Consider the following 25563-nt stretch of genomic DNA (forward strand, 5'->3'; position numbering starts at 1 on the left):
ACAGATAATGCCACCATGAGTATGGCAAAATACTAGCGAGAAGATGGCCCTGGGGAGGGAGCATGAGAATTTATTGCACAACGTGCGGCCACAAGGGACGCATCAGCTCTAGGGAGGAGGTGACCAGGGCGTATGTGAAGTTGTACTGCCAGTGCCTTGATGCGAAATGTGGACACACCTGGGTGGCCAATTTGATGTTTTCGCACACGCTGAGACCGTCCGCACAGCAGCTGGATGTGCTGTTGTTTGACCGGTTACGTGATTTGACACCGGATAAACAGAAGGAGTTGTTCGAACAGCTCGGAAGGCAGGCTGTTGCCTGATGGACCACCGGCGCGATGACGGCGGTCCATACACGTTCGGTACGTCTAAATAATGATCAACTCAGACTTGTTCCTGTTCTAGGATTACAAGTCCAGAGGTGAGACGTACGAGTTGATGTTGATCACGTTCTGATATCCGCCGATGGAGCTCAATAAGAAGTCGCTCCTTCCGACTAATTATCATCCACTCGCGCTCCTCTTCGGCAATACAGCCGTTTTCCACTTCAACCAGATCTAACATGCGAACCACTCCATTCTGTAAATTCCGGAGCGGACGTAGACGGCATCTGTAGAGCCAAAACCGTGGTTGGACACAATTTTAAACGATTACTTCAAGCGTCCTGCGCTGTCTCTTTCAGCCACTGCACCCAGAGCGTCAACCATACGATGAACTGTTTCTTGGTCATGGAGGGGCAGAGCTCTGACACGCGTAAGCAAGGCGGCTTCGTTTTCGGAGATATCCGTGATGCTTGGGGCACTTCTAACGCCTGTCACGACATATAGAACATCAAGACCCACGCCGTGCAGGGCTTTCAGGTAGCCGGTGTCGGGTCGCCGCTCGTTCCGCTCATAGCTTCCTTGGGTATTCCGCGTCACCCCGCCAATTTGGGCCATTTCCTCTTGTTTAAGACCCAGTCGATTCCTTTCTTCACGCAAGCATTCGCCCGCGCTCAGATCCGAGAACTCTCTCGAAGACAAGTTTTTCAAACATAAGGCCCTTTACAAGACAAATTAACTGGTCATAATTGGCGCTGTACGAACACCAACCCACACCAACACACACGAGCCAACACTATGCCCGTCACTCTCACACCCGAGCAAGCCCGTGAGTCCCTTGATCGTCGAGGTGAAAGCATTGCCGAGTTCAGCAGAAAGCACGAATTGAACAAGAACTTGGTTAGCGACCTCTTGCACGGTCGCAAAAAAGGTCGCCGAGGGGAGGCACATCGCGCCGCCGTATTGCTGGGTATCAAAGACGGCGTGATTGAACAGTAATGGCGCTGATCAGCAGGGAAAAGCAGAACATGAAAAAAGCAGTTCTAAAGACGCGCCGCGAAGTAGTCAGCGCAATCATCTGCAGTTATCCAGGTGGACGCGAGTGCGCAGCCGCTCGAATCGGTCTGGGGTTAAAGAAGTTCGACAATCACGCCTATGAGAACAACAACAGCCGGCCGCTGACGGACGCTCAGCTGTTCCAGCTTGAGCAAGAGGCAGGGACACAACACCTACCAAACTACGTCGCCTCAATGTATGGCGGCTTATTCGTCCCTGTTGCTGACCCTGAGACATTGGATAACGTCGAAATGTATGCCCTATCGATTCAAGCGGCAGCAAAGCGGGGTTGCGTCGACCAGGAGATTGCCAAGGCACTCGCAGACGGTTGCATCAGTGAGACCGAGGCAGAGCACATTCTCAATGCTCACAACCTTCATATGGCAGCGCGTCACTCCGAAGTGCTGGCAGCCATCGACCTTTACCGCGCCAAGTCAGGGACACCGCAATGAACAACTCGCCTGCAGTGAAGGATTTTCAGGACGTACTGAAAGCAGCGGCGGTGCAATTCCTGCAGCGTCATCATGCCGAACACCTGACGTATGACTATCACCTGCGTGAGCGGGCCACCCTGTTTCTAACCAGCGGTTTCAACGTGGTTGATCACATAGCCTCGCGGATCGTTGATCTTGCCGTCAGCGACATTACGGCTATCTGTGATCGCCAACGGATCGATACGGCCGGCAGCACCTCCACGCACGCCGTCATCGTTGATCCTGAAACGGGTACTGCGTGGGCGATCCCCGCCAGCCTGATATTTGAACGCATCGTCGGATCAATCGACTGCACCCGCTACCGCGTAGCCAACACCTAACACCAACCAACACAAACGAGCCCTACCCCATGCATCGTGGGTATGGGTGAGCTGCGCCCAAATTCGAGGTTTAACGATGGCCAACGCCGTGATCGTCACCGCTCAGTTGCCGCAGGCAGAGGCTCAAGCACTGCTTGAAGCACTGCGTGAACAGTACCGCCTGAGGCTCAATGAATACTGGTACGACGACCAATACCGCTTTGTAGCGGACGGCCAACGCCATGGCGCAATTCTCGCCCGTGTCCCTGTTATGGCAGCGCAAAAACGCCTTATGGCAGCCCTGAGCCAAAGCCTCAAAGCAGTGAAGCATTTATGAAAGACGATCTACGCCACGACGTTTTGCAGCGCATTCAATCCGACTATGGCTTGAAGCGCCGCATATCTACCAACTATATGCGCGGCGGTACCTGCCCCAAGTGCAACAAAAAGGAGCTTTACACTCGCTTTGACAGCCCGTGGCAGTTGATTTGCGGTCGGCAGGAGAAGTGTGGTCACACGCTGCACGTCAAAGAGATTTACGACGACCTGTTTGAGGATTGGAGCAAGCGCGCACCCGCGACCGATAACGCCCCTACCGCAACGGCTCGCGCCTACATGGAATTTGCCCGCAGCTTCGACATGTCGTTGATCACCGGCTGGTTCACCCAAGACACTTTCTTTTCGTCACAACATGACGCTGGCAGCGCCACAGTGCGTTTCGCACTAGAGAAAGGTGGCTACTGGGAGCGGTTGATTGACCGCCCTGCCCGGTTCGGGAAAATGAAGGCGCGCTTCAAACCAGGCGAAAGCTACAAAGGCGTGTGGTGGTGCCCCCCGTCTGTCGAGCTGCTGGACGTCAAAGAGCTGTGGATTGTCGAGGGGATCTTTGATGCCATCGCGCTGGTGCATCACGGCGTGGCAGCAGTATCCGCTATGTCGTCCAATGCATTTCCTGACGAGTCATTGAAGCGCCTCGCCAAAGACCGTGAAGGCAAATTACCGAAGCTGGTGTGGGCATTGGACAACGAGCCAGGTGCACACGCGTACACCAAACGCTGGGTTCGCCAGGCGCGAGAACTGGGCTTTGTCTGCGAGGCGGCCCAAATCCCCCAGCGTGACGGACGCAAGGTCGACTGGAACGATCTGCACCAGCGTTGGTGGGCCATCGACGAGGATGACAAACGGACCGAGCAGACCCAGAAGGATCTGACTGTTGCCAGGCACCACGGTGCCCTCTTGATCGCCGATAACGCAACGGAAAAGGCGTTGGTACTTTTCGACTGGAAACGCCGTAGTGAATTCCACCTTGAGTTCGGTAACCGCCTCTACTGGTTCAAGCTCGACCTGGAGAAATTCAACCGGGCCATGCAAGACCTCGAGGACAGCGAGCATCAGGACGATCAGTTACTGAACGACAAGCAACGTCGAGCCAAAGCCATGCAGCAATGTGGCGCGATTCAGCGAATCGCCACCTGCAACCCCAAGGCCCTGTACTACCAGGAGAACAAGCTTACCGACGAGTCCTGGTACTACTTCCGGATTACGTTTGCCCACGACGCCGCGCCGATCAAGAACACCTTTACCAGCTCTCAGATCGCCTCGTCCGCCGAGTTCAAGAAACGACTGCTCGGGATCGCACCCGGTGGGATGTTCACCGGCACCACGCAGCAACTGGACGCGTTCATTGAAGAGCAGACAAACGCTCTCAAGACCGTTCAGACAATCGACTTTACCGGCTACACCCGCGAACACGGTGCCTACGTTTACGGCGACGTGGCCGTGCGTGACGGCAAGGTTTACAAACTGAACGAGGAAGACTTTTTCGACATGGAGAAACTGAGCATTAAAACGCTAAGTCAGTCCGTCACGCTGAACATCAACACCGACCTGAACAAGTTCACCACACGCTGGCTCGACATTCTGTGGCAGTGCTTTGGGGCCAAAGGAATCGTCGTTCTGGCGTACTGGCTTGGAGCATTGTTCGCGGAGCAGATCCGGCAACACCAAAAGAGCTACCTGTTTCTTGAGGTGGTCGGCGAAGCGGGTGCAGGTAAGTCCACGCTGATCGAGTTTTTGTGGAAGTTGCTCGGTCGCCTCGACTACGAAGGCTTTGACCCATCCAAGGGCACACCCGTCGCCCGCGCCCGTAACTTCGCCCAGGTCGGCAACCTTCCGGTCGTGCTGATCGAATCCGAACGGGAAAAGACCGATGGCAGCGCGACGAAGCAGTACGACTGGGACGAGCTGAAAACCGCTTACAACGGCCGTAGCGTCCGGTCGACCGGGGTTAAGAACAACGGTAATGACACGCGGGAACCGCCGTTCCGGGGTGCTTTCGTATTCGCCCAAAACCATGCCGTCAACGCCTCGGAGCCCATCCTGCAGCGGATCGCACACGTCGGCATGACCAAAGACGGCCAGACAGCCAAAACCAAACTGCTGGTGGAAGAGCTCGAGCAGATGCCGGTCGACAAGGTGAGCGGCTTTCTGTTGATGGCAACGACCAGAGAGGCGCAGGTGATGCAGACCGTTAAGGTGAGTGTGCCTCTGTATGAACAGCGACTGCTGCAGCTTCCCGAGATCCGCACGGTACGTATTGCAAAAAATCACGCGCAGTTGCACGCGCTGGTCGACGCCTTGGTGCATGTCGTGCCGCTGCCGCAACATCAGGTTGACGCAGCACATGCAGAAGTACAGAGCATGGCCAAGGATCGACAGTTGGCAATCAACGCTGATCATCCGACGGTCGTTGAGTTTTGGGAGCTCTACGAGTACCTGAACAGCCACGCCGGTGCGCTCAACCATTCACGCAATGAAGGACTGATTGCCGTAAACCTGAACGACTTTGCCGAGGCAGCCGCGAACAAACGACAGAAAGTCCCGGACCTGGTCGAGCTCAAACGTCACCTAAAAACCAGTAAGTGCCCAAAATTTATCGAGACGAACCGCAACGTGTGTTCGTCGTGGGACATCGACGCCGCCGATAAGCCGAAAACCGTGCGGTGCTGGATTTTCCAAGCTGCCTAATCACCACCCAGAGGAAACACCTATGCATGAGCAAGACAAGCAACGTCTCGAACAGCAACTGAACGTTAAAACGTTTATAGACCTGATGTTTCACAAGATCGATCCAAAGAACTTGGGTCACGACGGAGAATGCTTCGTTAACAAAACAGTTCAACTGGTGTTTGACGCATACCTAGAGGGGCTGAGGCCGAACCCAGCGCGGGTGTTGGGTCAACAGCTTTACGCGAAAATTAAGGCTTCAAGCAAGTATGCCTCCCAGATCGGCTGGATGCGGTATGGAAAAGACTATCCCTTCCCGGTGCGATTTGAGGCTGATCCATCGGGTTACATCGTTAAGGGCGGTGTAGGCGGATGCTACCGAATGGAAGACGTAGACCTGCTGTTCAAAAGCGACGAGAACTATCACCGGATTAACTGACACCGGAGATTTAAGTAAATGGTACTGGAGAGTTGCAGCTCCCCAGTACCCACCACAACCAGGAGTACGGCGATGAAGACGAAACACCTAAGCAGCAGCGATTCAAAGGCTAGCACACCCCCCAAAAACCTGCTGACTATCGCTATGGTCGGTACGGCACTGATCGGTTACCTGGTGCAGAAGACCCCGGACACACGCGGTCGACTGGAGAGTCTGGCCAGTCAGGCGCAGATCCAAGGCGATTTGACCGCCAGTGACCAGCATGTCCTGACGCAGATTCTCACCACCCCCTCCCCCAGTAATTGAGCCGCCAGGTTCTGGCTTTTGGCACCAGGGCGAGGCGTTACACTCCCCTGGTTGCTGCCTCCCGTAGAGAGCAAACATGAATTCCCCAACAAGCAACGTCCTCACCTTTGAGGACCTGCAGCGCATCACCGGCTACCAGCGCCGATCCGACGTCGAACGGTCGCTGATCACTCAGGGCATCCGCATGTTCCGGGGCCGCACAGGCCCTTGGACGACGCTGGATCTCATTCACCACGCTGCGGGCATGGAGCCCGTAACCTCAGAGCGTTATGACACCAACATCCTATGAGGAAAGCGCGTAAGCGGAAGCACAATCCGCACATTCCCCCCCACATCGATCAGGCCGCTCTCCCAGCGGCCATTTACTTTGATCATCGCAACGCCGGCGTCTGGTACACGCTGCATTACGACGAGACCGGCAAACAACGCCGGCGCAATGTGGCACCGGCTGATGTGACCCTTGCCGAGCTGCATCAAATCATGGAGCAAACCTCGGGGGTCGACCAAGGCACCTTGCGTTATGTGTGCACGCAGTTTCACCTGAGCGACCGCTACAAGAAACTCAGCCTCAAAACTCACAACGACTACTGCTACTCGCGGGACGTCCTGCTGAGCATCCCGACCCGGCTGGGCAAACCGGTGGGGGATCTACTGGTGAAGAAATTCACGGCAGCATTGATCCAGCGGATTGTCGATCGCCTGGCCGACGAGGGCACGCCGTCCAAAGCGGCGCATGTGCTGCGCTACCTGCGCCGGGTCCTGCAGTGGGGCCGCAACCGGGGCTACCTCGACACCAATCCGGCGCAGGGTATTGAAGCGCCGGTGGAGCGCAAACGCCGGCGTTTGCCGGAACACCTGGTCATGGAAGCGCTGGTCGACCGCGCCTTGGCGTTCGGTCGATTGGCGCGGAACGAGAAAGGTGGCTGTCCGGAGTACCTGAGCTACGTGATGGAGATTGGTTACCTGTGCCGTTTGCGGGGCATTGAGACCATCACCCTGACCGATGCCCATGAACTGGCCGAAGGGATTATGACCAACCGGCGCAAAGGCAGCCGGGACAACATAGTCCGCTGGACGCCGCGACTGCGCGCCGCCTGGGAAGGGGCGAAGGCTTACCGGGCCAAGGTGTGGACCAGCAAATCAACAGTCATCCCGATTCGTCCCGATCGGCGCTACATCGTCGTGGCCAGCCATGGAGGTGCTTTGCGCAAAACCAGTTTGGATACCGCCTGGCAACGGTTCATCACCTCGGCCATCGAGGACGGGACCATCACGGCCGAGCAGCGCTTTGGGCTGCATGACCTTAAGCGGCGGGGTATTACTGACACGGCCGGCAACCGGGCGGACAAACAGGAGGCCAGCGGTCACCGGGACGGGGCGATGATGGACGTCTACGACCTCAGCGTCCCGCTGGTCAATGCGTCCCAGACGTAGCACCAGGCGTCAGACTTCGACCTGAAAGGCGCGGATCCCGGCCGATTCCGCGAACCGGCCGATTGCTGTCAGACTGGCCCAGGTACGCAGCGCTTCGCGGCGTGAGCGTACTGGCAGCCAGCGACTGCCGGCACCGCCCAAGCGCACAGCCAGTGTCCACTTTTCGTCGTGACGACTGACCAGCACGTCACGCACGGCACCGCCTTCGATCATCACTCGCAATGCTTCTTCCTGAATACCTTGGCGCATGATCAAGCGAGCTTCCGGACCTGGTCGGTAAACTTGATGACCTGTTGGGGCGACAGACAGTTCAGGTCACCGAAGGTCTCAAGGTGGTGAATCATCGCGTCGTGACTGCCCGGTTCACCGGCGACCATGCGGCGGCAGGTCTTTTCCAGAATGAGCCTGGCCAGTTCCGGGCTATCAGTGCGTGAGGCGTCAAACGCCAAGGCGATCGACATCGCCAGCTCGCCCAGCTCAGGGAGGGCACGTTGCAGGGCTCTCAAGGCATTCAGTTGCCGAGCAGTGATGGGTAACGACACAAGGACCTCCTGGCGCTGCGTGATGCTCCAAACCGTGAGCGTCGGTAATGGTAGTCCAGACAGCCGGGGGCTGGTGTCCAGCAGGCGCAAAAAAGCCCGCCGGTGCGGGCCTTGCTGTGGGGGGCGATTGAACATAGGGCGCGTTATTCGCAGCGCGGCGTCTACTGTTTCTTCTCAGCCGCTTTAGCCAGCGCTTCCTGCGAGATTTTCATCGTGGGCCGTTCGGCTTTATCAGCGTGCCCAAGGTGGTATTCGGCGTACTGATTCGCGCCGTCCTGGCAAACACACACAGCGAGCAATATCCAACCAGCATCGAGTAGCACTTGGGCTGGGCCTTCGTGGTTAACCGTCTTGAGTTGCTTAATGTCTTCTATGGCCATAGGTACAGCTCCTTTTAGTGATGGCCCATTGTTAGCACAGACACTCAACGACTGGGAACATTATGTGGTGGTCGGCAGGACTCGTTGTGATGCCTATCTTCGACGGCTTAAAGCGCTAACCGACAAAAAACTAGCGTTTTCAACCACGTAATAACGGCTGATAGGCTGCGGTATTTCAGGCATTTCAGGCATACGCCACGTAACAAAAATATCTGTAACCCTATGATCTATAAGTTAAAAGCATCTTCCTTGTAATCAGTAGGTCCCGGGTTCGACTCCTGGTGCCGGCACCATACAAGGTTCCAGAGAAAGCTTTCAAAATCTCTGGCCCACCCCGAAAAACCCGCCTTCTGGCGGGTTTTTTCGTTTTGAACGCAAAACAGCAATCTGCGATTTCTTGATACCAATCAGTACCGTCCGAAGCCACTCACCCCGAACAGCTTGGGCTATAGTTTCAGCTCATTGGCAGCGATGCCGAGCCCAGCGTCAGGATAAGGAATGTTGGATGGGTGGCAAGCCGAGACCCGATCCCTCTATTGTCAGCGGTTTCAGAGTCGCGTATGTAGAAGGTGGCCGTAAGTATTATTTTGATGCCGTAGAGCAGCGATACTATTCATGGGATTCGCTCCATGGCGAGTTTGAAGTTTTCGACCGACGCGGCTTCCATTTGGGCTCGGTCTGCCCTGATACGGGGCTTTCCTTGAAGCCCGCCGTCCGCGGACGAAGAATCAAACCGAACTGAGAGGTTCATATGAGTTTTATTGAGCTTTGCCTTGAAGGAAGCGTACTGGAAGAAGAAATCGATCAGTTTGTCGAGGACTGGCACGAAGGACGCGAAGGTGCAGACGTGGAGCTGCATGAGTATCTCGGCATGAGCTGGGAGGAATACCAAATTTGGGCAACAACCCCGTCAGTGCTTTCTTTCGTGTTAGCCGCCAGAAAACGGGGCACCTCTCTGGAGCAAGAGCTCGCACAGGACAGATCTAAAATGGCCGCTCGCGCAGGCTCAGTAGCCGAAGCGACCAAAGTGGAAGCCTGGCTGCGAAGTGTTGGCAAAATCTGATGTATCCAGAGGAAAAAATGGCGCGCCGTGTGCTGGCCAGACGCAATCTGCTTCCCCCATTTGACCTCGACGCCCTTGCAACCGAATACGGCGAACTCGAATACCTGAACATTCCCTACGACGTCGATGGCATCACCATCGGAATCGGCAGCACACAAAAACCTCGAATATTGGTCAACGAATCAGCTCCGGCGAAACGTCGTAAATTCACCTTGGCCCATGAACTCGGGCACATCGTTATCCCGTGGCACACCGGCACCATTATTTCGCACATCGACCCTCATCAGGCAGATGCTGCTTACATGCAGATGGAAACCGAAGCCAATCGCTTCGCTGCAGAATTGCTCATGCCTTCAGATTGGCTGGTCGATCAGTTTGAAAATGCCGACACCGTCGAGGCCTACTTTCGTAAGGTGCAAGACACCGTGGGCGCATCCAGAGAGGCGACGTTCTACAAATTATTCAGATCTTTGCCAACGCCGATAATCTGCGCCCAGGTTGATAGGGATTCACGCGTACTTAATGGACAACGATCGCCCTCCGCCCCCTCACTGCTCACACAGAGCGCCTTGGCTGGCCCAGACTGCTTCATGGCGGACAACCGACACGAAGAGTTCGTAATTGATGGCCAGCGCTTTGTTAGCTGGTGGTTTGTAGGCCGTGAGATCAACGAGGTTGACCCGCGACCTTGGCGTGCAATTTATATCGATATACTCAACGAAACAGGGATGCATGCGAACCTTAATAGCATCAGCGCTATCTTGGCAGGCGCTTGCAACAAAAACAAAACTGAAAGCGAGCACGATATTTGCGGTGCGGTATATCGGGCGTTCTCGAATTACGAACGATACAAAGCTGTAGTGAATCATCCGTTGTTCGAGCAGTACGTTATCAAGCGGGTCAGGGAATTGAAGCTTCGCTGTAAACAGTAACGAAACCTCGCCTTGAAATAATTTTTCCTCCGGTTACGCTGCAGCAATTTATCCGCCTTCCCGGCTCCCTGCGCCAATCCTTTGCCCGCCTCCAGAAATAACCGGGTGCTCAGACCATTCTGCAGCCCTGGTCGCGCCTGACTTTGCCGCAATCCTCCTCGTGACAATCGGCGTGACAAACATCGAAGTTACCAGTGACAGCGATGTAGATGATGGTGCCGCAGATCATGGATTGGACTGCACCTGGCCGACCGTCAGGCATGCCCCGGTCATCGCAGTGCTGCGTTCACCCGGCTCAGGATCTTCAGGCGCTGGTCTAGTCAGCCAGTGCTGCCTCCACCCGCCCACCGGTAACGGTTCAGGAGGCCAGATCATGAGATGCCCGTGCTCCAGGTCGTAAGGAGCCGCCAGTCCCGCGTAGAGGACACTCCCCACAGGTCGCAGGGGCCTTGATCCCTGATAACACTCAGCATTCTTGGCGGGATGACGTGGGGCGAGGATCGGAGAACAGCAGATGAGGTGATCGACATGGCATTGGTAGGCAGGCGGGATGGCCGCAATTTTGGGTACGGCAGGCAACTGAGCTACGCAGGGCCACAAGCGCTGAAAGACATGTTCGGCGGAGGCCACTACGGCACGGTCAAGGCGCACTGTGATCGGTGGCAGGCATTCGTTAAGTGGTGCAGCTCCGAACAAGGGCCCGGTATCAATGATGCGCGGCAGATTGATCGAAGTGTGTTGGTCGACTATGCGACATATCTGCGCGACGTGGTTAGGCGCGGCGACCTCGCCATCAGCACCGCACAAAATCGGCTTTCCAGCGTTAACAGGACCATGGCAGCGCTTCGCGGTGATCAGTACGTGAAGTTGCCAAGTCCGAGCAAGGCGTTGGGTATGCAGCGCACCGGGGTTCGCCAGTCTGTGCCACAGGGCCAAGACCGCGAACAGGTGAAGCAGATCGTCGATGCGCTTTGCAGCCAAAATCTGCTCCGGGCCGCCGCGATCGTTCCGTTGGCGCGAGCCACCGGCATGCGCTTGCGTGAAGCCATCTTGGCTGACCTGCCACGGCTAAGTCGTGAGGCTGAAGCCTTCGACAAGATCAATATCCAAGACGGCACCAAAGGCGGCCGCGCCGGCGCCTCAGCGCCACGTTGGATCGCGGTGAGCGACAGTGTTCGAGGCGCCCTTGAGTTTTCACGGCAAGTGTCGCCTGTGGGCAGCCGCAACCTGATCGCACCCCACCAAACCTACCTGAGTGTCCTTCAGGAAATCATCCGCCCTGCGCGGGTCATCCTCCATGCACACAACTTGAAAGGCTTCCATGAGCTACGAGCGGCCTACGCATGTGAGCGTTATGAGCAAAACACCCAACACCGCGCACCTATCAACGGCGGTGAATGTTGCCAGGTATATCGCAACCTTGATCGCGAGGCCCGGAGACAAATCAGCTATGAGCTGGGACACGGTCGGATCGACGTAGCTGCTGCCTATATTGGAGGACAGCCATGAGCAAGCCATTCGATATGGATTTGTTCTTGGCTGGCGTTCTGACCGGCTCGCACGCAACCCGGCAACGCCATGTGCGACAGGCAAAAATCATCCAGGCCGAAATTGCGAAGCGCTGGCGACTAGAAACGCCTTGGGCTTGGCAGAAAAAGCATCTGACCTGGTTTCTCAAGCACCACCTTAGCCACCGCTGTGAGGCGACAAGTTACTACTACTTGCTAACGGTCCGTCTGCTCGCTCGACGTCTAGGCACGTCATGGCTTTTCTATCTTTAATTGCGACCTGGTGCTATTGGATATCGCCATCAGAAATTAGCAAGAAGCAGAGCGAGATATCTAGAATTCCTGTATCGCTACAGTGTAACCGCTCCATGAACCTAACATTAAAGTTCCTAGCACAGAACTGTGTGGAGCAGTAGTCAGCCATTCCTACCCTGATCTATTGATCAGTCATCAGGGGATGCAGAGCTCTAATTTCTTCTCGCTTTTTCTGAGAGACAGCATTTTGACTAAAAGTGGTAAATCCTAATTCCATTCCAGCTCCATCAATGATAGCTTATTCTATAAATTGATAGAGGTGTTTGGTATGAACAAAAAAGAAGATAAGCCAGCTCAAATTTTTTTTGATTACAAGAACGTGATTGAAACGCTCTCGCGGGTGGAGGAAGCATTCGCTGCGCGCCGATTAAAGTGCCACTCCGGTAGCGCGCTTGGCTCGTTGTTTTCCTCAATACGCCGGATAGCTAAAAAATCAGAGAATCTGAATGAAAGACAGTGGCATAAATCTTTTATTAAGTCCACTGAGGCCATACGTATACTCAACGCTGTCGAGGCCGTGCTAGATGACATTGGAGCGCAGGAGGCGATTCATCGTATTACGACGAGTGACATGAATCTTGGTACCCGACAAGAGTCTAATGGAAAGGATGCATTATGGGAGCTTGATTTGTATAGACGCTTCAAACTAGGAGGCGTACCCGTTTGTTTCGAAGAGCCGGATTTAGTAGTGTCTCTTGGCGAGAGCCACGGGGAGTACGCTATAGCATGTAAGAAAATATATTCCAGAGCCGGTGCTCAAGAATCCTTCAAGGTGGGGTGTAATCAACTTAAAACTCATGGAAAGCCAGGAGTGATTGCCTTCAATCTAGATGATATTCTCCCCAAGGGCCCTTTGTTTGGATTTTCCACAGAGACTGAACTCAAGAAGCGTATGGATAAGTTTAATACAAAATTTATACGGGAAAATGAGCGTTACTTTGCACGCATAGCAAGTCGAGGGGCATGTGATGGCGTGCTGGTCTCCACGTCGTTCATTGCTCACGTGCCAGATATGGATCCGCCAATTAATGTGATTCGGACATCTGCATCATGGACTAGTCGAAAGGAACCGAATGTACAGGATCGCTTCAACGCCTTCATTGAGTGTCACGACAGAATCTATGAGAATGCTCGCGTGTGATCCTGTTGAAAAATTGGTGATGGTTTCCGCACAGAAAAATTCTCGCCCGGCCTTGTAACAAGGCTTTGAAGTCTTCCATGATCGCGCATGCGGCAGACGCTCCAGCACGCAGCGCAGCCAAGCAAGGCTCGCCTCCACCTTCCTTCAAAGGTAAAAGGCCTCGAAACTTAGAGGCCTATACACTTTAATTCTTACTAGTAGAAGCGAGCTTACGGGGATGTAAAAATTTTGAGATCCACATCAAGCTCATCTGCAGTGCTCAGCCAATCTTCAATTAGTTGATACGCCTGAATACTTGTGGGCGAACACGCTAGCGGGCTCTGCATACTTCTTGTGAAATGACTAGCTGAGAAAGAGTTTCCGGCAACGATCCAAATCTCCTTCTTACATTTCATCGATACTCTCCGCTCACAGATAACATCCCAGACCCTCTCAGAGAGTGAATCATCAAGTGGTGCAGGATGATTAATAGAACCTTCCACTAACCTGTAACGTGTATCTAGCGGAAACTCAGCACCAGCAGCGGGCCAAGCTTGCTTCCATGTAGAGAAGTTCCCAGGCTTCACCCTTTTAAGCCCTGAAATCAACATATGAACGTTTTTTATTGCCTGACTTCCAACTTCCGCAATAGCACCGGCTGGAGATTGAGGGTTTAATGAATCACCACACTTAACATGAACAAAGCACAATTTTTCCGGCGAAGACAAAATGAAATCAGCAGGCTCAACACCCATATCACAACAAAGAACAATATCACAAGCAGGGATATATGTTGCGAAAGGACCCAGTGCTCCAATTGAGGTTGTTTGGTCCCCATACCCTTTCAGCAAGTCGATCAAATAAAATATCGAATCCGTATCAAAATCAGCTCTAGTAGTCCGATGATACTTATGGTCGAGAGTGTGTCCCTTCTCCCTGAGAGCTGGAGCTCTAAGTGCGTCAAGCGGAAAAATGGCATTGCCTGCAAAGCTTTCTTCAGCAAGAATTCCGCGTTCGTAGGGTAAGGCTAGCTTGTAAAAGGCGCCTGCCAGATAAGTTACGCCGTCCTCGTACAGCACTTTCAATCTATGCCCGGAATTCAAGTACTCCACTACCCACTCGATATCGGCTCTTCCCTCCGACGCTCCGCTTAGAGCAACCTCAAAAAACCCATCATCACCCGAGTAACTTAACGAAAGTTCTATAAGATCACCTTGAGCGTCGAAAGTAATCCCCTGCTGATAGTCGACATAAAAAAAATCAGGATAAACCACACCGTTATCCGTCGCTTTAGGGCCTTCAAGATCTGTAAAATCTAGCAGAACTGACAAAATTTCTGACGTGGGCTTTTCGCTGACAGGCTGAGCATAGGATTTGATCAGTCGCCCAGCATTCCCTCCAGCATTGATACATTGGCTTATCGCATCGACCCATTCAGAAATGTCTTGAAGAGTGAAGTTGGATTCTTTTTGATCGACGACCCGCCCGGACCTAGCGCCAATGTAAAAACTACTGTCTCTTTTGCCGTCCAGGCCAATATTATCGACCTTCACCATAGTTAATGCGTACCGGGAGTTACTTTGACTGCCGCGCCCGCAATCAAGATTCTGCCCTTTCAATGCTACGGACTCTGGACGGCGCAAAGCCCGACCAATAGCACGAGCGTGAGTTTCCTTAATCTTATTAATTGCTGTTTTTGCAGCCAAAGCAGTCAGTTTGTCAATATGAATCGCATTACCAATGCCTATACTGCTCCTGATTATAATAACGGCCACCGCCGCTATCGAAGATAGCGACACCTGAATCAATTTCCTTTACCACAACTACATGCAGCCTAGGCTCAAAGAAAAGCTTATTTGTAAAAAACTTTGAACTTTTAAACTCAACATAAATCATTACCTGCAAATCAAGAACTTCTTCATAAGATTTGACTAGCGACTCAGAACCATGCAACTCCCAATACAGCCGATCCATCAGAAGCGGCAGAGAGAAATCAACCTCTTTTTGTACAAAGCAGACTGACGCATGAGGAATCTTGAGATCATCTTCTGGGTCAACACTATTGAGGTCAACTCTTTCCTTGAACTTACCATCAAAATAACTATATTTTGGAAAGCTCTCTAAGAAAGATTCAATCAAATAACTTGTGCTTAATGAGCTGACAAATTCGCCTGCACCACCATTGGCGAGATAGCTATCAAACTTCTGATATCCATCCCACATGCCCTCATTTGCCCCGCGGCTCAGGTCGATCACCAGCGGTTGGGTTTCTCCATACCGGCGTACAATCCGACCTACTGCCTGAACTAGCTCACGACCACTACCCAGCTCATAGGTAAGTATCAGTAACTTAGCCTCAGGGATGTCAACTCCTTCATCAAGCTTGTGCTGGTGAATTATCACCCTCACCCCCTCAACTTTAAGAGCTGGACCAACTCGCTTAAATTTATTTTGCGCCTCGTAGATTTCTAGTCGCTCGTGCACGCTTGCCGTGATAAATGATTGAGACAGGAGTTCATGGTATTTTAATATCTCTTCCAGACTCTTGCATTTCACGATACATTTCACATCTTTATTTGCACCCAGGTAGCCTAGAATTCCCGCAAGCAAGTCTTCCTCCCTATCAACCTGCTCATACTGGGGCTCCATAATAACCCCATCTTCGATCGCCTCTTTAAATGTAAAAACATAAAAATGATCGGTACTTACGCTCAGCTCAAACAAATCATTACGATAAGGAGTTGCCGTAACCACTACTTTCATAGCTGCGGACTGACGTATTATCTCACGCCAAACTGGAGAGGGCTCAGAGTGCCCTTCATCTACAATAATTAGATCAAAATCGCTTTGGACATTCTTTAATTCTTCGTCACTCAGCATCGTCAGCTTTTGAAAGCTTGTGATATAAACTCCGTCACCCTGATCAAAATCAGAGTCCCTATAGGTTTTCTTTAACTCAAACTCTTGATCACCAATTGTATTACGGAAGAATTTTTTCGAAATCTCTTTAAATAACTGATCTTTCACGGCCTTTCTGTGACATATCACAAGAACCTTCAAGGCATCTGACAGATGTGATATAAGAGAGATAACTCCAGTTTTCCCCGCACCTGTCGGCAGGTTGATCAGAAAGCCTCTCTCAGTATCATTCTCTTCGGCATACCTAACGAAGCTGCGCACTGCTTCTAACTGACACTTTCTTAGCTTTTCTTCAGTAGAATCCAGATATTCCAAGATAGTCACAGCGGTCTTCCATGTAATTAAATAGGGTCTTTTAGGATCTTCAGGCCACGATGCGGAGGCGCGGCATCAAAACGCCATTATTCCATACACCTCAGCGCCAATGGTAGATACTTGATCAGCCCATATAGGAGACGATCGAGCTTCCTTTCACCACCATACAAGGTTTCAAAGGTGGCTTTCACATCCTTTGAAATCTCCGAAAAACCCGCCTTTTGGCGGGTTTTTTCGTTTTGGGTTGGAAAATCCAGATTGAGACACTATCTGCGACGTCGAGCCAGGAGGCTGAAGTGGGATTTATTGAGCTCTACCTGAAGGGCGATGTGCTGGAAGAAGATATCCACCGGTTCGTGGAAGACTGGCACGAAGGCCGCGACGTTGGGGGCATGGAACTGCACGAGTACCTCGGCATGAGCTGGGAAGAGTATCGGGTATGGGCAGCAACCCCGACAGCCCTATCCTTCATACTGGCGGTTAGAAAACAGGGTAGATCTCTAAGTCAGTAGATCCTCTGAAGTCACCTTTGACACCCTGACCGCTAGGCCCGACTGGCGGAGCTTTACAAGGCTATGGTGTATTCTCGGTCGCTAGGGTTAGATCGATTCCAAAGGGACGAAAATGACGTTGAATGTCGAAAGGCTGGCCAGGATAGCAATGGCCAATCCATTAAACGCTGAACTCATCTCACGCCTACCTTCACTAGGCTTGAATCAATGCATGCTCACTGCTGGCTGCCTGTTCCAAGCCGTCTGGAATCATCAGTCTCACTTGCCGTCAGCCTGGGGGGTGAAGGATTACGACGTTTTTTACTTCGACAATGATCTGTCTTGGGAGGCAGAGGATGAGGTCATCGGCTCTGTTCAGCGTCTCTTTCAGGATCTAGAAGTTAACATTGAGATCAAAAATCAGGCTCGCGTTCATCTGTGGTACAGCCAGCGGTTTGGCGGGAGTTACCCCCAGCTTCAGTCGGCCAAAGAAGGGATTGATCGCTACCTGATTGCCGGTACCTGTATAGGTTGGGATGTTGAAACTAGCGAAGTCTATGCCCCCAATGGCTTGGCCGACACCGAGCAAGGGCTACTTCGTATCAACCCAAAGAATCCCAAGCCAGATCTGTTCTATCAGAAGGCGAAAAGTTATCAAGCTCGCTGGCCCTGGCTCAGGATCGTAGACCCCCAAGGTTGAATCGGAACGCGCGGAGTATGCCGATGAAGGCATTTATTGGGGATGAGAGCCGATTGCTGTCTATCCCTACGGGCTGCAAACGGCACCGGGTTTGTGAAAGCACATCCGCGCCCCCTTGCTATGATTTCTGAAGAGCTCATCGCAAGATTACCCATGAAGCGCTTCATCCGATGCGAACATTGACGTCAAAGCACTTTGCTTCCGGAAAGCCTCGACGACTACGTCAGCGATATCAGCCTAACCCCCATCCAGCATCGCCTGCGCGCCTGGAGAGCACATATCCACCACCATTAAGCACATGGTTCGCGATTTCATACTCACGCCACTCAGCCATAGCCCGCCCACAAATGTTCTGCGGCCTGCACTCGATCAACCAGGCGACGGCATTGATGAATTGCCCATGCGAAAACACTGCGATGTTCTGGGCGGGATGGTCTGTGAGTCGAGCCAGGAAAGTCTTAGCTCTGGTTATAAATTCTGAAAAAGACTCAGCGCCTGCGCCATCCGTAAACGCCGGGTCTGACCTGACCCAATAGGCGTCGACCCAATCCTTTCTCTGGGCAACGGTCGTGTTGGCACACCGCGCGGGTTCGAGGTAGGTGAATTCCTGAATAGGCCAGGTTTTAAAAGGGGTGCCAGGGTAGGTCGCTACGGTCGCCATCGCGGTTGCCTGCGCTCGGGAAAACGGCGAAGCGATAATCAGGTCCGGCGCATGTGTGAATGATAGGGCCACTAGTTGCGCTTGTTCTACACCCTTCAGTGTGAGGGGAATAGTCGCGTGATCCACACTGGCTTCGCCTGCGTTGGCAGCGCTTTGTCCGTGACGAATTAGTCTGACCTGCTTCATTAATCAGAGACTCGTGTGAGGTGTAGAGACTGAGCTCATTCCAGCGTACGCCCTCTTCTGGCAAAAACCATCAACATCAGGGGCGCCGCATACATGGGGCGGATTACCACTCGCGCGGCGCAATCAGCTCCTCAATGTCTGCGTCGGTGAAACCATAAGCGTCTGCTATCCGTAAAAAATCCTCAGCAATGGTTTCGCGGGCGAAGGTTTCGATCTCACTGCAGTTCTCTTCGAACACCTCCTCCAGCTCGTTGATTTGCTCTGTCGCTTTGTGAGTCAGGGCACACAGCGCATCCAGGTCGGAAGGCTTTTGCCGCTCGATTTCGTGACACAGGTTGACGAGCACGTCTTCGCACATTTTCACAACGGCATCAGGGAAATACTCGTCCTGATACATGCCTTTCAAGAAGGTGTATTTGACCATGGTTTCATTGGTCAACTGCATGGGTATCCCTCGTCGATGTACAGTGAGCGCTCAGTGAGTCCAATTGAGGTGACAATCTGAGATGCATTACAAGATTATTGCCCACTCTGCGGGCTGGGCGTATACGGCGGCGGAGCCAGGGCTGATAGCCTACAAGACAGTGGTCACTTATAACTCCGTTGTGAGCAGCGAAGATCAGGTTTTTTAGCCATGCACGAACCCCTTGATTACAAAATAATGGATAGCATCGTCGTCTGTATCCACGATACCGCAGGCTTTGGAAGGAAGGCATTTGAAAGCTTCAGCTTGGCGACCGATGTCGCGAGGGACATGGGTGTAGATGGCGACGATTCAAATGATCTGATGGTCGAGTTCTTCGAAAGGTTCTCTATCGATCTTAACGATTACGACCCTTATCGGTACTTTTTGGAAGAAGGTTTCAACTTCTTTTCCTTCAGGCGCGCCAAAGACAGACGCGGAAACATACCGCTGAGAGTGGGCATGTTGTATTTAGCCTTGAAAGCGAGACGTTGGGATACACAAGCATTTGAACAAGCCACATTCAGCGATGCCCCACTGTATGAGCGCACAGAAGATATTCCGGTTGATGGCTACAAGATAAAGAGCCGTTGATCTTGCCTACGTGATCCGCTTGGTATGCATGTCATACCCCAAGCGCCTTACGAAAAGTGGATGCGCTCGGTGATGACGTCAGATTGCAGAAATCCACATAATTCAAACCTCCTTTCAGCGTGACGGAGGTTTCCTGTACGCGTGGCCTTAAGCAGGCCGCGACCTACCAAGCTCCCGAGGCAAAGCTCATAAGGCAACTCGGCATTGGGCATGAAAGCAGGTGTCGACCAGTAGCATCAACAACGACTGGACCAATTCGAGAAGCTCGAATATTGGTGCCGGCACCATACAAAATAAGTGCTTTCAGCCTACAAGCCCTTTTTTCGCATCAGATTTAGCAACGCACATTTAGATCTTCATTACGCACGAACCAAAACAGACCACTCCTCCCGCTATGCCCCGCCACGCGTAAGAAGTTTCCGATTTCCTCAGATATCTCCGCTCACGCCTCAAAATCCTATAGCTATTTCGCAGCCCATCGTAGTAGCGTTGCGCCTCTATCGACTATCGATAGGACTGAGGGCTCATGAGCCCGGCACGGAGCAATAAAAATGGATTTTCTTGAAGCACTCAATTCCCTTTCCGCAAAAGTCCGCCAGCAAGCTGCGTCCATCCGCACCGAAGAGGCTACCAAAACGGCTCTGGTCATGCCGTTTATCCATACCGTGCTGGGCTACGATGTATTCGATCCTTCTGAGGTTGTGCCGGAATACACGTGCGATGTAGGCACCAAGAAAGGCGAGAAGATTGACTATGCCATCGTTAAAGAGGGCAATATTCAGATCCTCATAGAGACCAAGAAAATCGGCGAGCCGCTGAACATCAATCATGCCAGCCAGCTGTTCCGTTATTTCCATGTGACAACTGCAAGGATTTCGATCCTCACCAATGGCCGAGTCTACAAGTTTTTTACAGACCTGGACGCGCCTAACAAGATGGATGAAAAACCATTTCTTGAACTGGACCTGTTGGCGATTGATGACCATGCCATTCCGGAATTACAGAAGCTGACCAAGTCGTCCTTCGACGTTGAGTCAATTCTCAATGCCGCTGGTGAGTTGAAGTACGTAGGTCAGATCAAGCGTGTGATTGCGGCCCAGTTCAGTCAGCCGGACGACGATTTCGTCCGTTACTTCGCGTCACGCATTTATGAGGGCGCGATCACTCAGAAGGTACGTGAGCAGTTCACGATTCTGACCAAAAAGGCCACCTCGCAATTTCTGAACGATCAGGTCAACGACCGGTTGAAGCTGGCAATGAGCGGAGTTCAGGCACCCACGGTGGCCGAAACCATCATCGAAAATAACACTCAGCCTGAAAAGGAAGAGCCGTTAGACGACCGGATCGTAACGACGGTGGAAGAAATGGAAGGCTTCCATATCGTCAAGTCGATTATCCGCACTGTGGTTGAAGCGAAACGTATTGCTCATCGTGATACACAAAGTTATTTCGGCATTCTTCTGGATGACAACAACCGAAAACCCATCACTCGCCTGCATTTCAATCGCGCTCAGAAATACATCGGTATTTTTGAAAAGGACAAAGGCGAGACCCGCCACCCGATCGCTTCCCTGGACGATATTTACGGTTTTGCCGATGCCCTAAAGGACACTGTATTGAGCTACGCAGAGTCCTGAAGAAGCATTAATACCGTTAAGGGCGCGCGCGGCAATGCGCGCCTTGCAAGTACGTCGGGATATTTTCCGCCCCCCGACCTCCCCTCAAGCTCTCCCCCACCCCGTCGATACCCTCCTTACACCCCGCAATCATGGATCGATGAAATGGTTATCTCACTAACCCCCGGCAACAACACCTCTCCCACCATCACCCTGCCCAATTCCGGCATCACGCTCACGCCGCAGCCGCTCACCGATGCGCAGAAAGAAGCGCTGAAGAACGCTGCCGCCAACACGCCTGCCGTTGTTTACCACCCGAGTACCGAAGTGCCTGCAACCACTGAGCCGATGGAAGCAGTCGATACCTGGATAGGCCGCTCGCAGTCACCTGACTTCCCGCAGAAGGCGGCGCAACATACTAACTCTACGGAGGCGTTGAAGACTTCGTATGAAGCGTTCAAGTCGACGCTGGCGTCTGTCTATCCGGATCTGGCCAGCAAGAAGTTTGGCTTCACGATTGAGGCAAACGGCAATCTGAAGGCGACCAACAGTTCCGGTGAGTTGAGCGATGCGGACACACAGCAATTGAACACGCTGCTGAATGCGTCCAGTGGGCTGAAAGCTGCAGCCGCCACCTACCGGGAGACGGCTATCGATATGGTCGATGCCGATTCGCCGTGGAGCGGTAGTTATCTGGGACGGTACAACCTGACCAAAGAGAACTTCGCCAGCTCGCTGGATCTGGGCGCGTTGTTTATTCCCAAGACGTCGACGCCATCGAAAGATCAGATCGACGGCATGTTCTTCAATCAACTGGCGTACAAAGGTGAGCTGCACACCCAAGAATCGGAGGCGGCCATGCTCGCTGCACGTGCGGCGGAGAAAGCTGCCTCGGCGGGTTGATCCCAACCCGTCAGCACATCGGCAGACGTTGCGGGCGGAGGTAGTAGTTGTCGAACTCGCCGCTCTCAACGAGCTGAAAACCGTGGCGGAGGTAGAAGCGGTTGGAGTCGCTTTCCTTCAGGACGCCCACTCTTACTGTGGATGCGCTTGCGTCCGCTTGCGCGAACACCTGCCGAAGCACGGCAGAACCAATGCCCTGCCCTTGAACAGCCGGCTTGATATACAGGTGATCCAGCAGCAGGCCGTCGCTGCTCGGTTTGACGACCACGAAGCCGACCTTACTGCCGGCGAACTGAATGTAATGTGTGCATGACGCAGAAAACCCTTCACGAAAACGCTCTCGGGCGCGCACCGGGTCGAACCGACCAACGCGCTCGAGGCTTTCGCGCATGGCGTCGATACGTATGGCCACCAAGGTTTCGAAGTCTTCGGGCTGGACCGTTGCCAGGGTGATGTCGGGGTCATTTTCTAGAATCTGTTTCAGTGTGTTTGCTCCCGTACCAAAGGCTCGACGTCAGGTTCCCTATCCAGGAACCGCGACCACTTTAGCTTTTTTGTTGGCGGGCCTGATCGTCAAGGCGCTCATTGCCCGTCGAGTCGCTTACGAACGATTTTCCCTAGGCTCGTCAGACGATATCGCTGATTGCTGCTGGTCGGTTTTTCCGGAATCGTCATGGCGAGAACGCCCTGCTCAAGCGCGGGCGAAAGGTAATGTTTACGGAAGTGTTCCGCGTCAGCCAGCTTCAACTGGTGCTGAAGCTCTATGCGTTTGATATCTCCATTTACGAGCACAATCAGCCTTTCGACTTCCGGGGTGACCTCCGGGGTCACTTCCGGGGTCACTTCCGGGGTAAAGAACGTGAGGGTGACTCCAGAGTTTCCTTCGCTATACCAAACAGGAGGCGCAAGGCCGTTCTCTTCGCAGGCCTGACGAATAAGTACGCTGCCGCGACCCAGCTTTTCCATATAGCCCTGTAAATAAAGTGCGTGGGCAATATCAGGATTGCGCAGCACTGAAATATGGCCCTGTTGGAGCTTGTCCGCATCGACGCCGTCAGGAAGGCTGCCGGAGTTCCAGATCTGCAGTCGGACCGGACTGATTTCTACTTTGATGCCGCCGGAAAAGCTGCTGTAGTCTCGATGAGCGAAAGCGTTGACGATACCTTCACGTATAGCCATCTCCGGATACAACGGTAAGTCTTCACGTTGATTGCGGCCTTGGCTAAAGCGCGCCTTGACCGGGGTGTTACGCATGATGAATGCGGATAACTGTTCGATCACTTCTGTCATCGGGCCTGCAAAATGTTGCAGATCCTGATACTCATTGGCGGTTTTGCTGCTGTAACAAACTGCTCGCACTCGCGCCTGAGGATGACGACGCACAGGATCCTGAGCGAGTAAAACATCGGCCGCGTTGGTAAGGCGACCGTATTTTGCGAGTGAAAGTAGCTGCAACTGATGCAGTAACCCCTGCTCGGACTGCCTGACTTCCAATGGGATACGAGGTGCAGAAAGTAGTTTCTGACAGGCTGTGCGAGATAGCTGTTGCTCGTCCAGTTCAGAGGAAAACAGTCGCTCCCAACGCTCTGGCTCAATCTGCTTGCGCAGGACCATATCGCGAATGACATCGACGCTGGCCTTTACGGTACTTTCGCCCTGACGGATGTAGATATCATTTCGAAAGGCATAGGGGACATCTTTGCCTGAGGGCACTTCGATTACCAGCACTTGGCGATCATCGATCTCCTGCACTTCAACCGAAAATAATACTGGGGGCTGGATCTGGGCTTTGAGCTGGCTCTCCATTCTCTGCGCAACACGCTGAGCGTCATCCACGCCGAGAACCTGGCCATCATCGTCGACGCCGCATAGCAGGTAGCCGCCTTGGGAGTTGAGGCCTTGGGAGTTGAGAAAGGCGCAAACATGCGGCCCACATATCTGAGCGCTCGCGCGCGGCTTGAGCTCAAGGTTCTGGCTCTCGCCCAGCAGCAGTTTCTTGAGTTGGGATGGGCTTCTACTCATGGTCTTCCTTCAAACGCTGGGCGACCATTTCACTGTCACCCAAATGATCTATGAGGCGCTGCTCAAGATCCTGGTAGCGCGAGAATTGAGCCACAACGAACAGGCCGGCATCATCATCACGATCAAATTTCTGAACCCAGTTGCCTTGGCGATCGCTCAAGGGCAACTGCTCCATAGTGGCGTCTTCGTACATGTCGATGACTTTCAGATCAGTGATGGAAGTGGCCTTGGGCCTCAAAGTGAGGGTTTGCCTTAGCGCCTGATTTTTGTAACCAAGCTCCCGGAGCAAGGTCCGCGCAAATACAACGCGATCATGAGCCAGAAACCACCGAGGTTTCTTCAGTTCGATAGCGAGTTTCATTTCCTGATGGGTGATGGAAATGCCAGTGGTGTCCACACCGCTACCGTATTGAGGCGTGATGATACCCAGAAACAAATCACACTGTTGCACCGCTGCCAGGCAGTTTTCAAATGCGGTCTGTCCTGACGATACGGGAATGGTGCCCTTGTGAGACATCAACACTTCATAATCAAAGCTGGTCAGCAACGTGTAGACACGGTCCAGCAACTCTTCCACGCCGTAGGTAGACAGTCGAGGAAACCATAATTTTGAGCTTCTTGCCTTCCATGCTTTGCAGAGCCACTCCGGTTTTCAGCTCGCGGCTCTCGCAGATGCGGTAGGCTCACAGCGCTGTATTGTCTTAAGCGAAGAAAGGTACAGGCATGCGCCATGACTGCCTAGAGGGTTGAGGGACACATCATCAGGAAGGAAAACAGAGGTAACTATTATTCGTGTAGGCGCAACCACTCCTCCCGCGTCATCTCCCAGACTTCTACCTCGAACCGTCCGCCAACAAACTCCCCGTCCTGGGTGCTCACTATGCGCATGCCTTCGTTGATCGAAATACGCCGCGAGGCTTCATTCGGGGCGGCTTTGGGTACTTGCATCACGGGCATGCCCAGTGCTTCGAACCACTGTCGATTGACCACACGGCAGGCCTCTTTCATGTAGCCATTGCCTTGCCAGTCCGGGTGTAGCCAGAAGCCGCGGTTGTTGCCGTGGTGGGTCATGAGGGTAATGCTGCCGATGATCTCTTGGGGCGCGCTCTGCAGGCGGATCATCCAGTGCCATTCGGTGCTGTTTGCTATGGCGGGCAGTGCGACGTCCTGAATGTAACGTAGCGCACCGTCCTGTGGATAAGGCCAGGGGACGCGGTTGTTCAGGTACTGCACGATTTCCCATAGAGGGAAACGCTGCTGGACAGCTGGCGCATCCTCTAGCTGCAAGGGCGTCAGCAGCAGGCGGTCTGTGTGTAGCGTGGGGGTGATGGTCATGACTATGTCCCTGTTCGTCGAAACGTGCTCACAGGATGAACGGTCCCTTATGCGGGGATTTAAGCCGAACTGCTCGATGCACAAGGGAGTCTATCCAGCATCTTTTACAAATCGGTAACGCCAGTGCCCAGAATCATTACGGAT

32 protein-coding genes and 1 pseudogene are annotated in these 25563 nt (G+C 53.1%); 21 read left to right on the forward strand and 12 right to left on the reverse strand.

Annotated features, from left to right (window positions below; translation table 11 throughout):
- Positions 1-62 precede the first annotated feature (62 nt).
- Positions 63-323 (forward strand): ogr/Delta-like zinc finger family protein, encoded by a 261-nt coding sequence (locus KP808_RS24645; protein WP_003373152.1) that lies wholly within the window; start codon positions 63-65, stop codon positions 321-323.
- 327 nt (positions 324-650) lie between these two features.
- On the opposite strand, the gene KP808_RS24650 is transcribed toward KP808_RS24645, so the two are convergent.
- A complete protein-coding gene (locus KP808_RS24650) occupies positions 651-938 on the reverse strand; it encodes a transcriptional regulator (RefSeq protein WP_230018979.1) in 288 nt (95 codons plus the stop codon).
- Between the two features lie 180 nt (positions 939-1118).
- Here KP808_RS24650 and KP808_RS24655 point away from each other — a divergent pair, with 180 nt between their 5' ends.
- The 9 genes from KP808_RS24655 (at position 1119) to KP808_RS24695 (ending at position 7354) form a co-directional block, all read left to right on the forward strand.
- Positions 1119-1319: a DNA-binding protein gene (locus KP808_RS24655; protein ID WP_010204977.1), complete on the forward strand. Its 201-nt coding sequence runs from the start codon at positions 1119-1121 to the stop codon at positions 1317-1319.
- 29 nt (positions 1320-1348) lie between these two features.
- Entirely contained in the window at positions 1349-1828 is a 480-nt protein-coding gene (locus tag KP808_RS24660; protein ID WP_326839568.1) for a YmfL family putative regulatory protein, read from the forward strand.
- The gene (locus tag KP808_RS24665; protein ID WP_230017119.1) at positions 1825-2190 is read left to right on the forward strand and encodes a hypothetical protein; all 366 of its coding nucleotides are present in this window, start codon (positions 1825-1827) and stop codon (positions 2188-2190) included. Before KP808_RS24660 ends, KP808_RS24665 begins: the two co-directional genes overlap by 4 nt.
- A 76-nt stretch (positions 2191-2266) precedes the next feature.
- On the forward strand, positions 2267-2506 hold the full coding sequence (locus KP808_RS24670) for a hypothetical protein (protein WP_230017120.1): 240 nt from the start codon (positions 2267-2269) through the stop codon (positions 2504-2506).
- Positions 2503-5196, forward strand: a complete 2694-nt coding sequence (locus tag KP808_RS24675) for a toprim domain-containing protein (protein WP_230017121.1) — start codon at positions 2503-2505, stop codon at positions 5194-5196. The genes KP808_RS24670 and KP808_RS24675 overlap by 4 nt, the downstream gene beginning before the upstream one ends.
- 22 nt (positions 5197-5218) lie before the next feature.
- The gene (locus KP808_RS24680; RefSeq protein ID WP_230017122.1) at positions 5219-5614 is read left to right on the forward strand and encodes a hypothetical protein; all 396 of its coding nucleotides are present in this window, start codon (positions 5219-5221) and stop codon (positions 5612-5614) included.
- Between the two features lie 72 nt (positions 5615-5686).
- A complete protein-coding gene (locus KP808_RS24685; protein ID WP_230017123.1) occupies positions 5687-5920 on the forward strand; it encodes a hypothetical protein in 234 nt (77 codons plus the stop codon).
- Positions 5921-5996: 76 nt separating this feature from the next.
- Positions 5997-6209 carry a hypothetical protein gene (locus KP808_RS24690; protein WP_230017124.1) on the forward strand — a complete coding sequence of 71 codons (213 nt, stop codon included), beginning with the start codon at positions 5997-5999 and terminating at the stop codon, positions 6207-6209.
- Positions 6206-7354: a site-specific integrase gene (locus tag KP808_RS24695; RefSeq protein ID WP_230017125.1), complete on the forward strand. Its 1149-nt coding sequence runs from the start codon at positions 6206-6208 to the stop codon at positions 7352-7354. The genes KP808_RS24690 and KP808_RS24695 overlap by 4 nt, the downstream gene beginning before the upstream one ends.
- Positions 7355-7363: 9 nt before the next feature.
- Here KP808_RS24695 and KP808_RS24700 read toward each other — a convergent pair whose 3' ends face one another.
- The 3 genes from KP808_RS24700 to KP808_RS24710 all read right to left on the reverse strand — a co-directional run bounded on the left by KP808_RS24700 (position 7364) and on the right by KP808_RS24710 (position 8276).
- Complete coding sequence (locus KP808_RS24700; RefSeq protein WP_005730142.1) at positions 7364-7609, reverse strand: hypothetical protein; 246 nt, start codon at positions 7607-7609, stop codon at positions 7364-7366.
- The gene (locus KP808_RS24705; RefSeq protein ID WP_230017126.1) at positions 7606-7896 is read right to left on the reverse strand and encodes a hypothetical protein; all 291 of its coding nucleotides are present in this window, start codon (positions 7894-7896) and stop codon (positions 7606-7608) included. Before KP808_RS24705 ends, KP808_RS24700 begins: the two co-directional genes overlap by 4 nt.
- A gap of 161 nt (positions 7897-8057) precedes the next feature.
- Positions 8058-8276, reverse strand: coding sequence for a hypothetical protein (locus KP808_RS24710; RefSeq protein WP_024681392.1), 219 nt, complete (start codon positions 8274-8276; stop codon positions 8058-8060).
- Positions 8277-8781: 505 nt separating this feature from the next.
- On the opposite strand from KP808_RS24710, the gene KP808_RS24715 reads away from it, so the two are divergent.
- The 6 genes from KP808_RS24715 to KP808_RS24740 all read left to right on the forward strand — a co-directional run bounded on the left by KP808_RS24715 (position 8782) and on the right by KP808_RS24740 (position 13235).
- Complete coding sequence (locus KP808_RS24715; protein WP_074844158.1) at positions 8782-9018, forward strand: colicin E3/pyocin S6 family cytotoxin; 237 nt, start codon at positions 8782-8784, stop codon at positions 9016-9018.
- 9 nt (positions 9019-9027) lie between these two features.
- Positions 9028-9339 (forward strand): hypothetical protein, encoded by a 312-nt coding sequence (locus tag KP808_RS24720; RefSeq protein WP_024667575.1) that lies wholly within the window; start codon positions 9028-9030, stop codon positions 9337-9339.
- Positions 9340-9356: 17 nt separating this feature from the next.
- Positions 9357-10271, forward strand: a complete 915-nt coding sequence (locus tag KP808_RS24725) for an ImmA/IrrE family metallo-endopeptidase (RefSeq protein ID WP_230017127.1) — start codon at positions 9357-9359, stop codon at positions 10269-10271.
- Positions 10272-10799: 528 nt separating this feature from the next.
- Entirely contained in the window at positions 10800-11780 is a 981-nt protein-coding gene (locus tag KP808_RS24730; protein ID WP_230018981.1) for an integrase domain-containing protein, read from the forward strand.
- A complete protein-coding gene (locus tag KP808_RS24735; protein WP_230017128.1) occupies positions 11777-12052 on the forward strand; it encodes a hypothetical protein in 276 nt (91 codons plus the stop codon). The genes KP808_RS24730 and KP808_RS24735 overlap by 4 nt, the downstream gene beginning before the upstream one ends.
- A gap of 310 nt (positions 12053-12362) precedes the next feature.
- The gene (locus tag KP808_RS24740; protein WP_230017129.1) at positions 12363-13235 is read left to right on the forward strand and encodes a hypothetical protein; all 873 of its coding nucleotides are present in this window, start codon (positions 12363-12365) and stop codon (positions 13233-13235) included.
- Positions 13236-13444: 209 nt separating this feature from the next.
- Here the strand turns inward: KP808_RS24740 and KP808_RS24745 are convergent, their stop codons facing one another.
- Positions 13445-15013 carry a hypothetical protein gene (locus KP808_RS24745; protein ID WP_230017130.1) on the reverse strand — a complete coding sequence of 523 codons (1569 nt, stop codon included), beginning with the start codon at positions 15011-15013 and terminating at the stop codon, positions 13445-13447.
- Complete coding sequence (locus KP808_RS24750; protein ID WP_230017131.1) at positions 14949-16457, reverse strand: DEAD/DEAH box helicase; 1509 nt, start codon at positions 16455-16457, stop codon at positions 14949-14951. The genes KP808_RS24745 and KP808_RS24750 overlap by 65 nt, the downstream gene beginning before the upstream one ends.
- Before the next feature lie 230 nt (positions 16458-16687).
- Here KP808_RS24750 and KP808_RS24755 point away from each other — a divergent pair, with 230 nt between their 5' ends.
- Both KP808_RS24755 and KP808_RS24760 read left to right on the forward strand, forming a co-directional pair.
- Positions 16688-16960 carry a hypothetical protein gene (locus tag KP808_RS24755; RefSeq protein WP_230017132.1) on the forward strand — a complete coding sequence of 91 codons (273 nt, stop codon included), beginning with the start codon at positions 16688-16690 and terminating at the stop codon, positions 16958-16960.
- A 112-nt stretch (positions 16961-17072) separates the two neighbouring features.
- Complete coding sequence (locus tag KP808_RS24760) at positions 17073-17639, forward strand: nucleotidyltransferase family protein (protein ID WP_230017133.1); 567 nt, start codon at positions 17073-17075, stop codon at positions 17637-17639.
- 232 nt (positions 17640-17871) lie between these two features.
- On the opposite strand, the gene KP808_RS24765 is transcribed toward KP808_RS24760, so the two are convergent.
- Both KP808_RS24765 and KP808_RS24770 read right to left on the reverse strand, forming a co-directional pair.
- Positions 17872-18486, reverse strand: a complete 615-nt coding sequence (locus KP808_RS24765) for a histidine phosphatase family protein (protein ID WP_230017134.1) — start codon at positions 18484-18486, stop codon at positions 17872-17874.
- A 103-nt stretch (positions 18487-18589) separates the two neighbouring features.
- Entirely contained in the window at positions 18590-18931 is a 342-nt protein-coding gene (locus KP808_RS24770) for a DUF5713 family protein (RefSeq protein ID WP_230017135.1), read from the reverse strand.
- Between the two features lie 189 nt (positions 18932-19120).
- Between KP808_RS24770 and KP808_RS24775 the strand changes: the two genes are divergently transcribed.
- From KP808_RS24775 to KP808_RS24785, 3 genes are all read left to right on the forward strand, one after another.
- On the forward strand, positions 19121-19543 hold the full coding sequence (locus KP808_RS24775) for a DUF1493 family protein (RefSeq protein WP_122280848.1): 423 nt from the start codon (positions 19121-19123) through the stop codon (positions 19541-19543).
- 551 nt (positions 19544-20094) lie between these two features.
- Positions 20095-21180: a type I restriction endonuclease gene (locus tag KP808_RS24780; RefSeq protein ID WP_005746663.1), complete on the forward strand. Its 1086-nt coding sequence runs from the start codon at positions 20095-20097 to the stop codon at positions 21178-21180.
- Between the two features lie 144 nt (positions 21181-21324).
- Positions 21325-22062 carry a hypothetical protein gene (locus KP808_RS24785; RefSeq protein ID WP_058400043.1) on the forward strand — a complete coding sequence of 246 codons (738 nt, stop codon included), beginning with the start codon at positions 21325-21327 and terminating at the stop codon, positions 22060-22062.
- A gap of 10 nt (positions 22063-22072) precedes the next feature.
- Here KP808_RS24785 and KP808_RS24790 read toward each other — a convergent pair whose 3' ends face one another.
- The 4 genes and pseudogenes from KP808_RS24790 to KP808_RS24805 form a co-directional block, all read right to left on the reverse strand.
- A complete protein-coding gene (locus KP808_RS24790) occupies positions 22073-22546 on the reverse strand; it encodes a GNAT family N-acetyltransferase (protein WP_230018983.1) in 474 nt (157 codons plus the stop codon).
- Positions 22547-22644: 98 nt separating this feature from the next.
- On the reverse strand, positions 22645-24084 hold the full coding sequence (locus KP808_RS24795) for an RNA-binding domain-containing protein (RefSeq protein ID WP_230017136.1): 1440 nt from the start codon (positions 24082-24084) through the stop codon (positions 22645-22647).
- Positions 24077-24713: pseudogene (locus tag KP808_RS24800) on the reverse strand (DUF4062 domain-containing protein). Before KP808_RS24800 ends, KP808_RS24795 begins: the two are co-directional and overlap by 8 nt.
- 157 nt (positions 24714-24870) lie before the next feature.
- On the reverse strand, positions 24871-25419 hold the full coding sequence (locus tag KP808_RS24805) for a GNAT family N-acetyltransferase (RefSeq protein ID WP_122281600.1): 549 nt from the start codon (positions 25417-25419) through the stop codon (positions 24871-24873).
- Between the last annotated feature and the right edge of the window lie 144 nt (positions 25420-25563).

The organism is Pseudomonas savastanoi, assembly GCF_020917325.1.
GTDB lineage: Bacteria > Pseudomonadota > Gammaproteobacteria > Pseudomonadales > Pseudomonadaceae > Aquipseudomonas > Aquipseudomonas amygdali.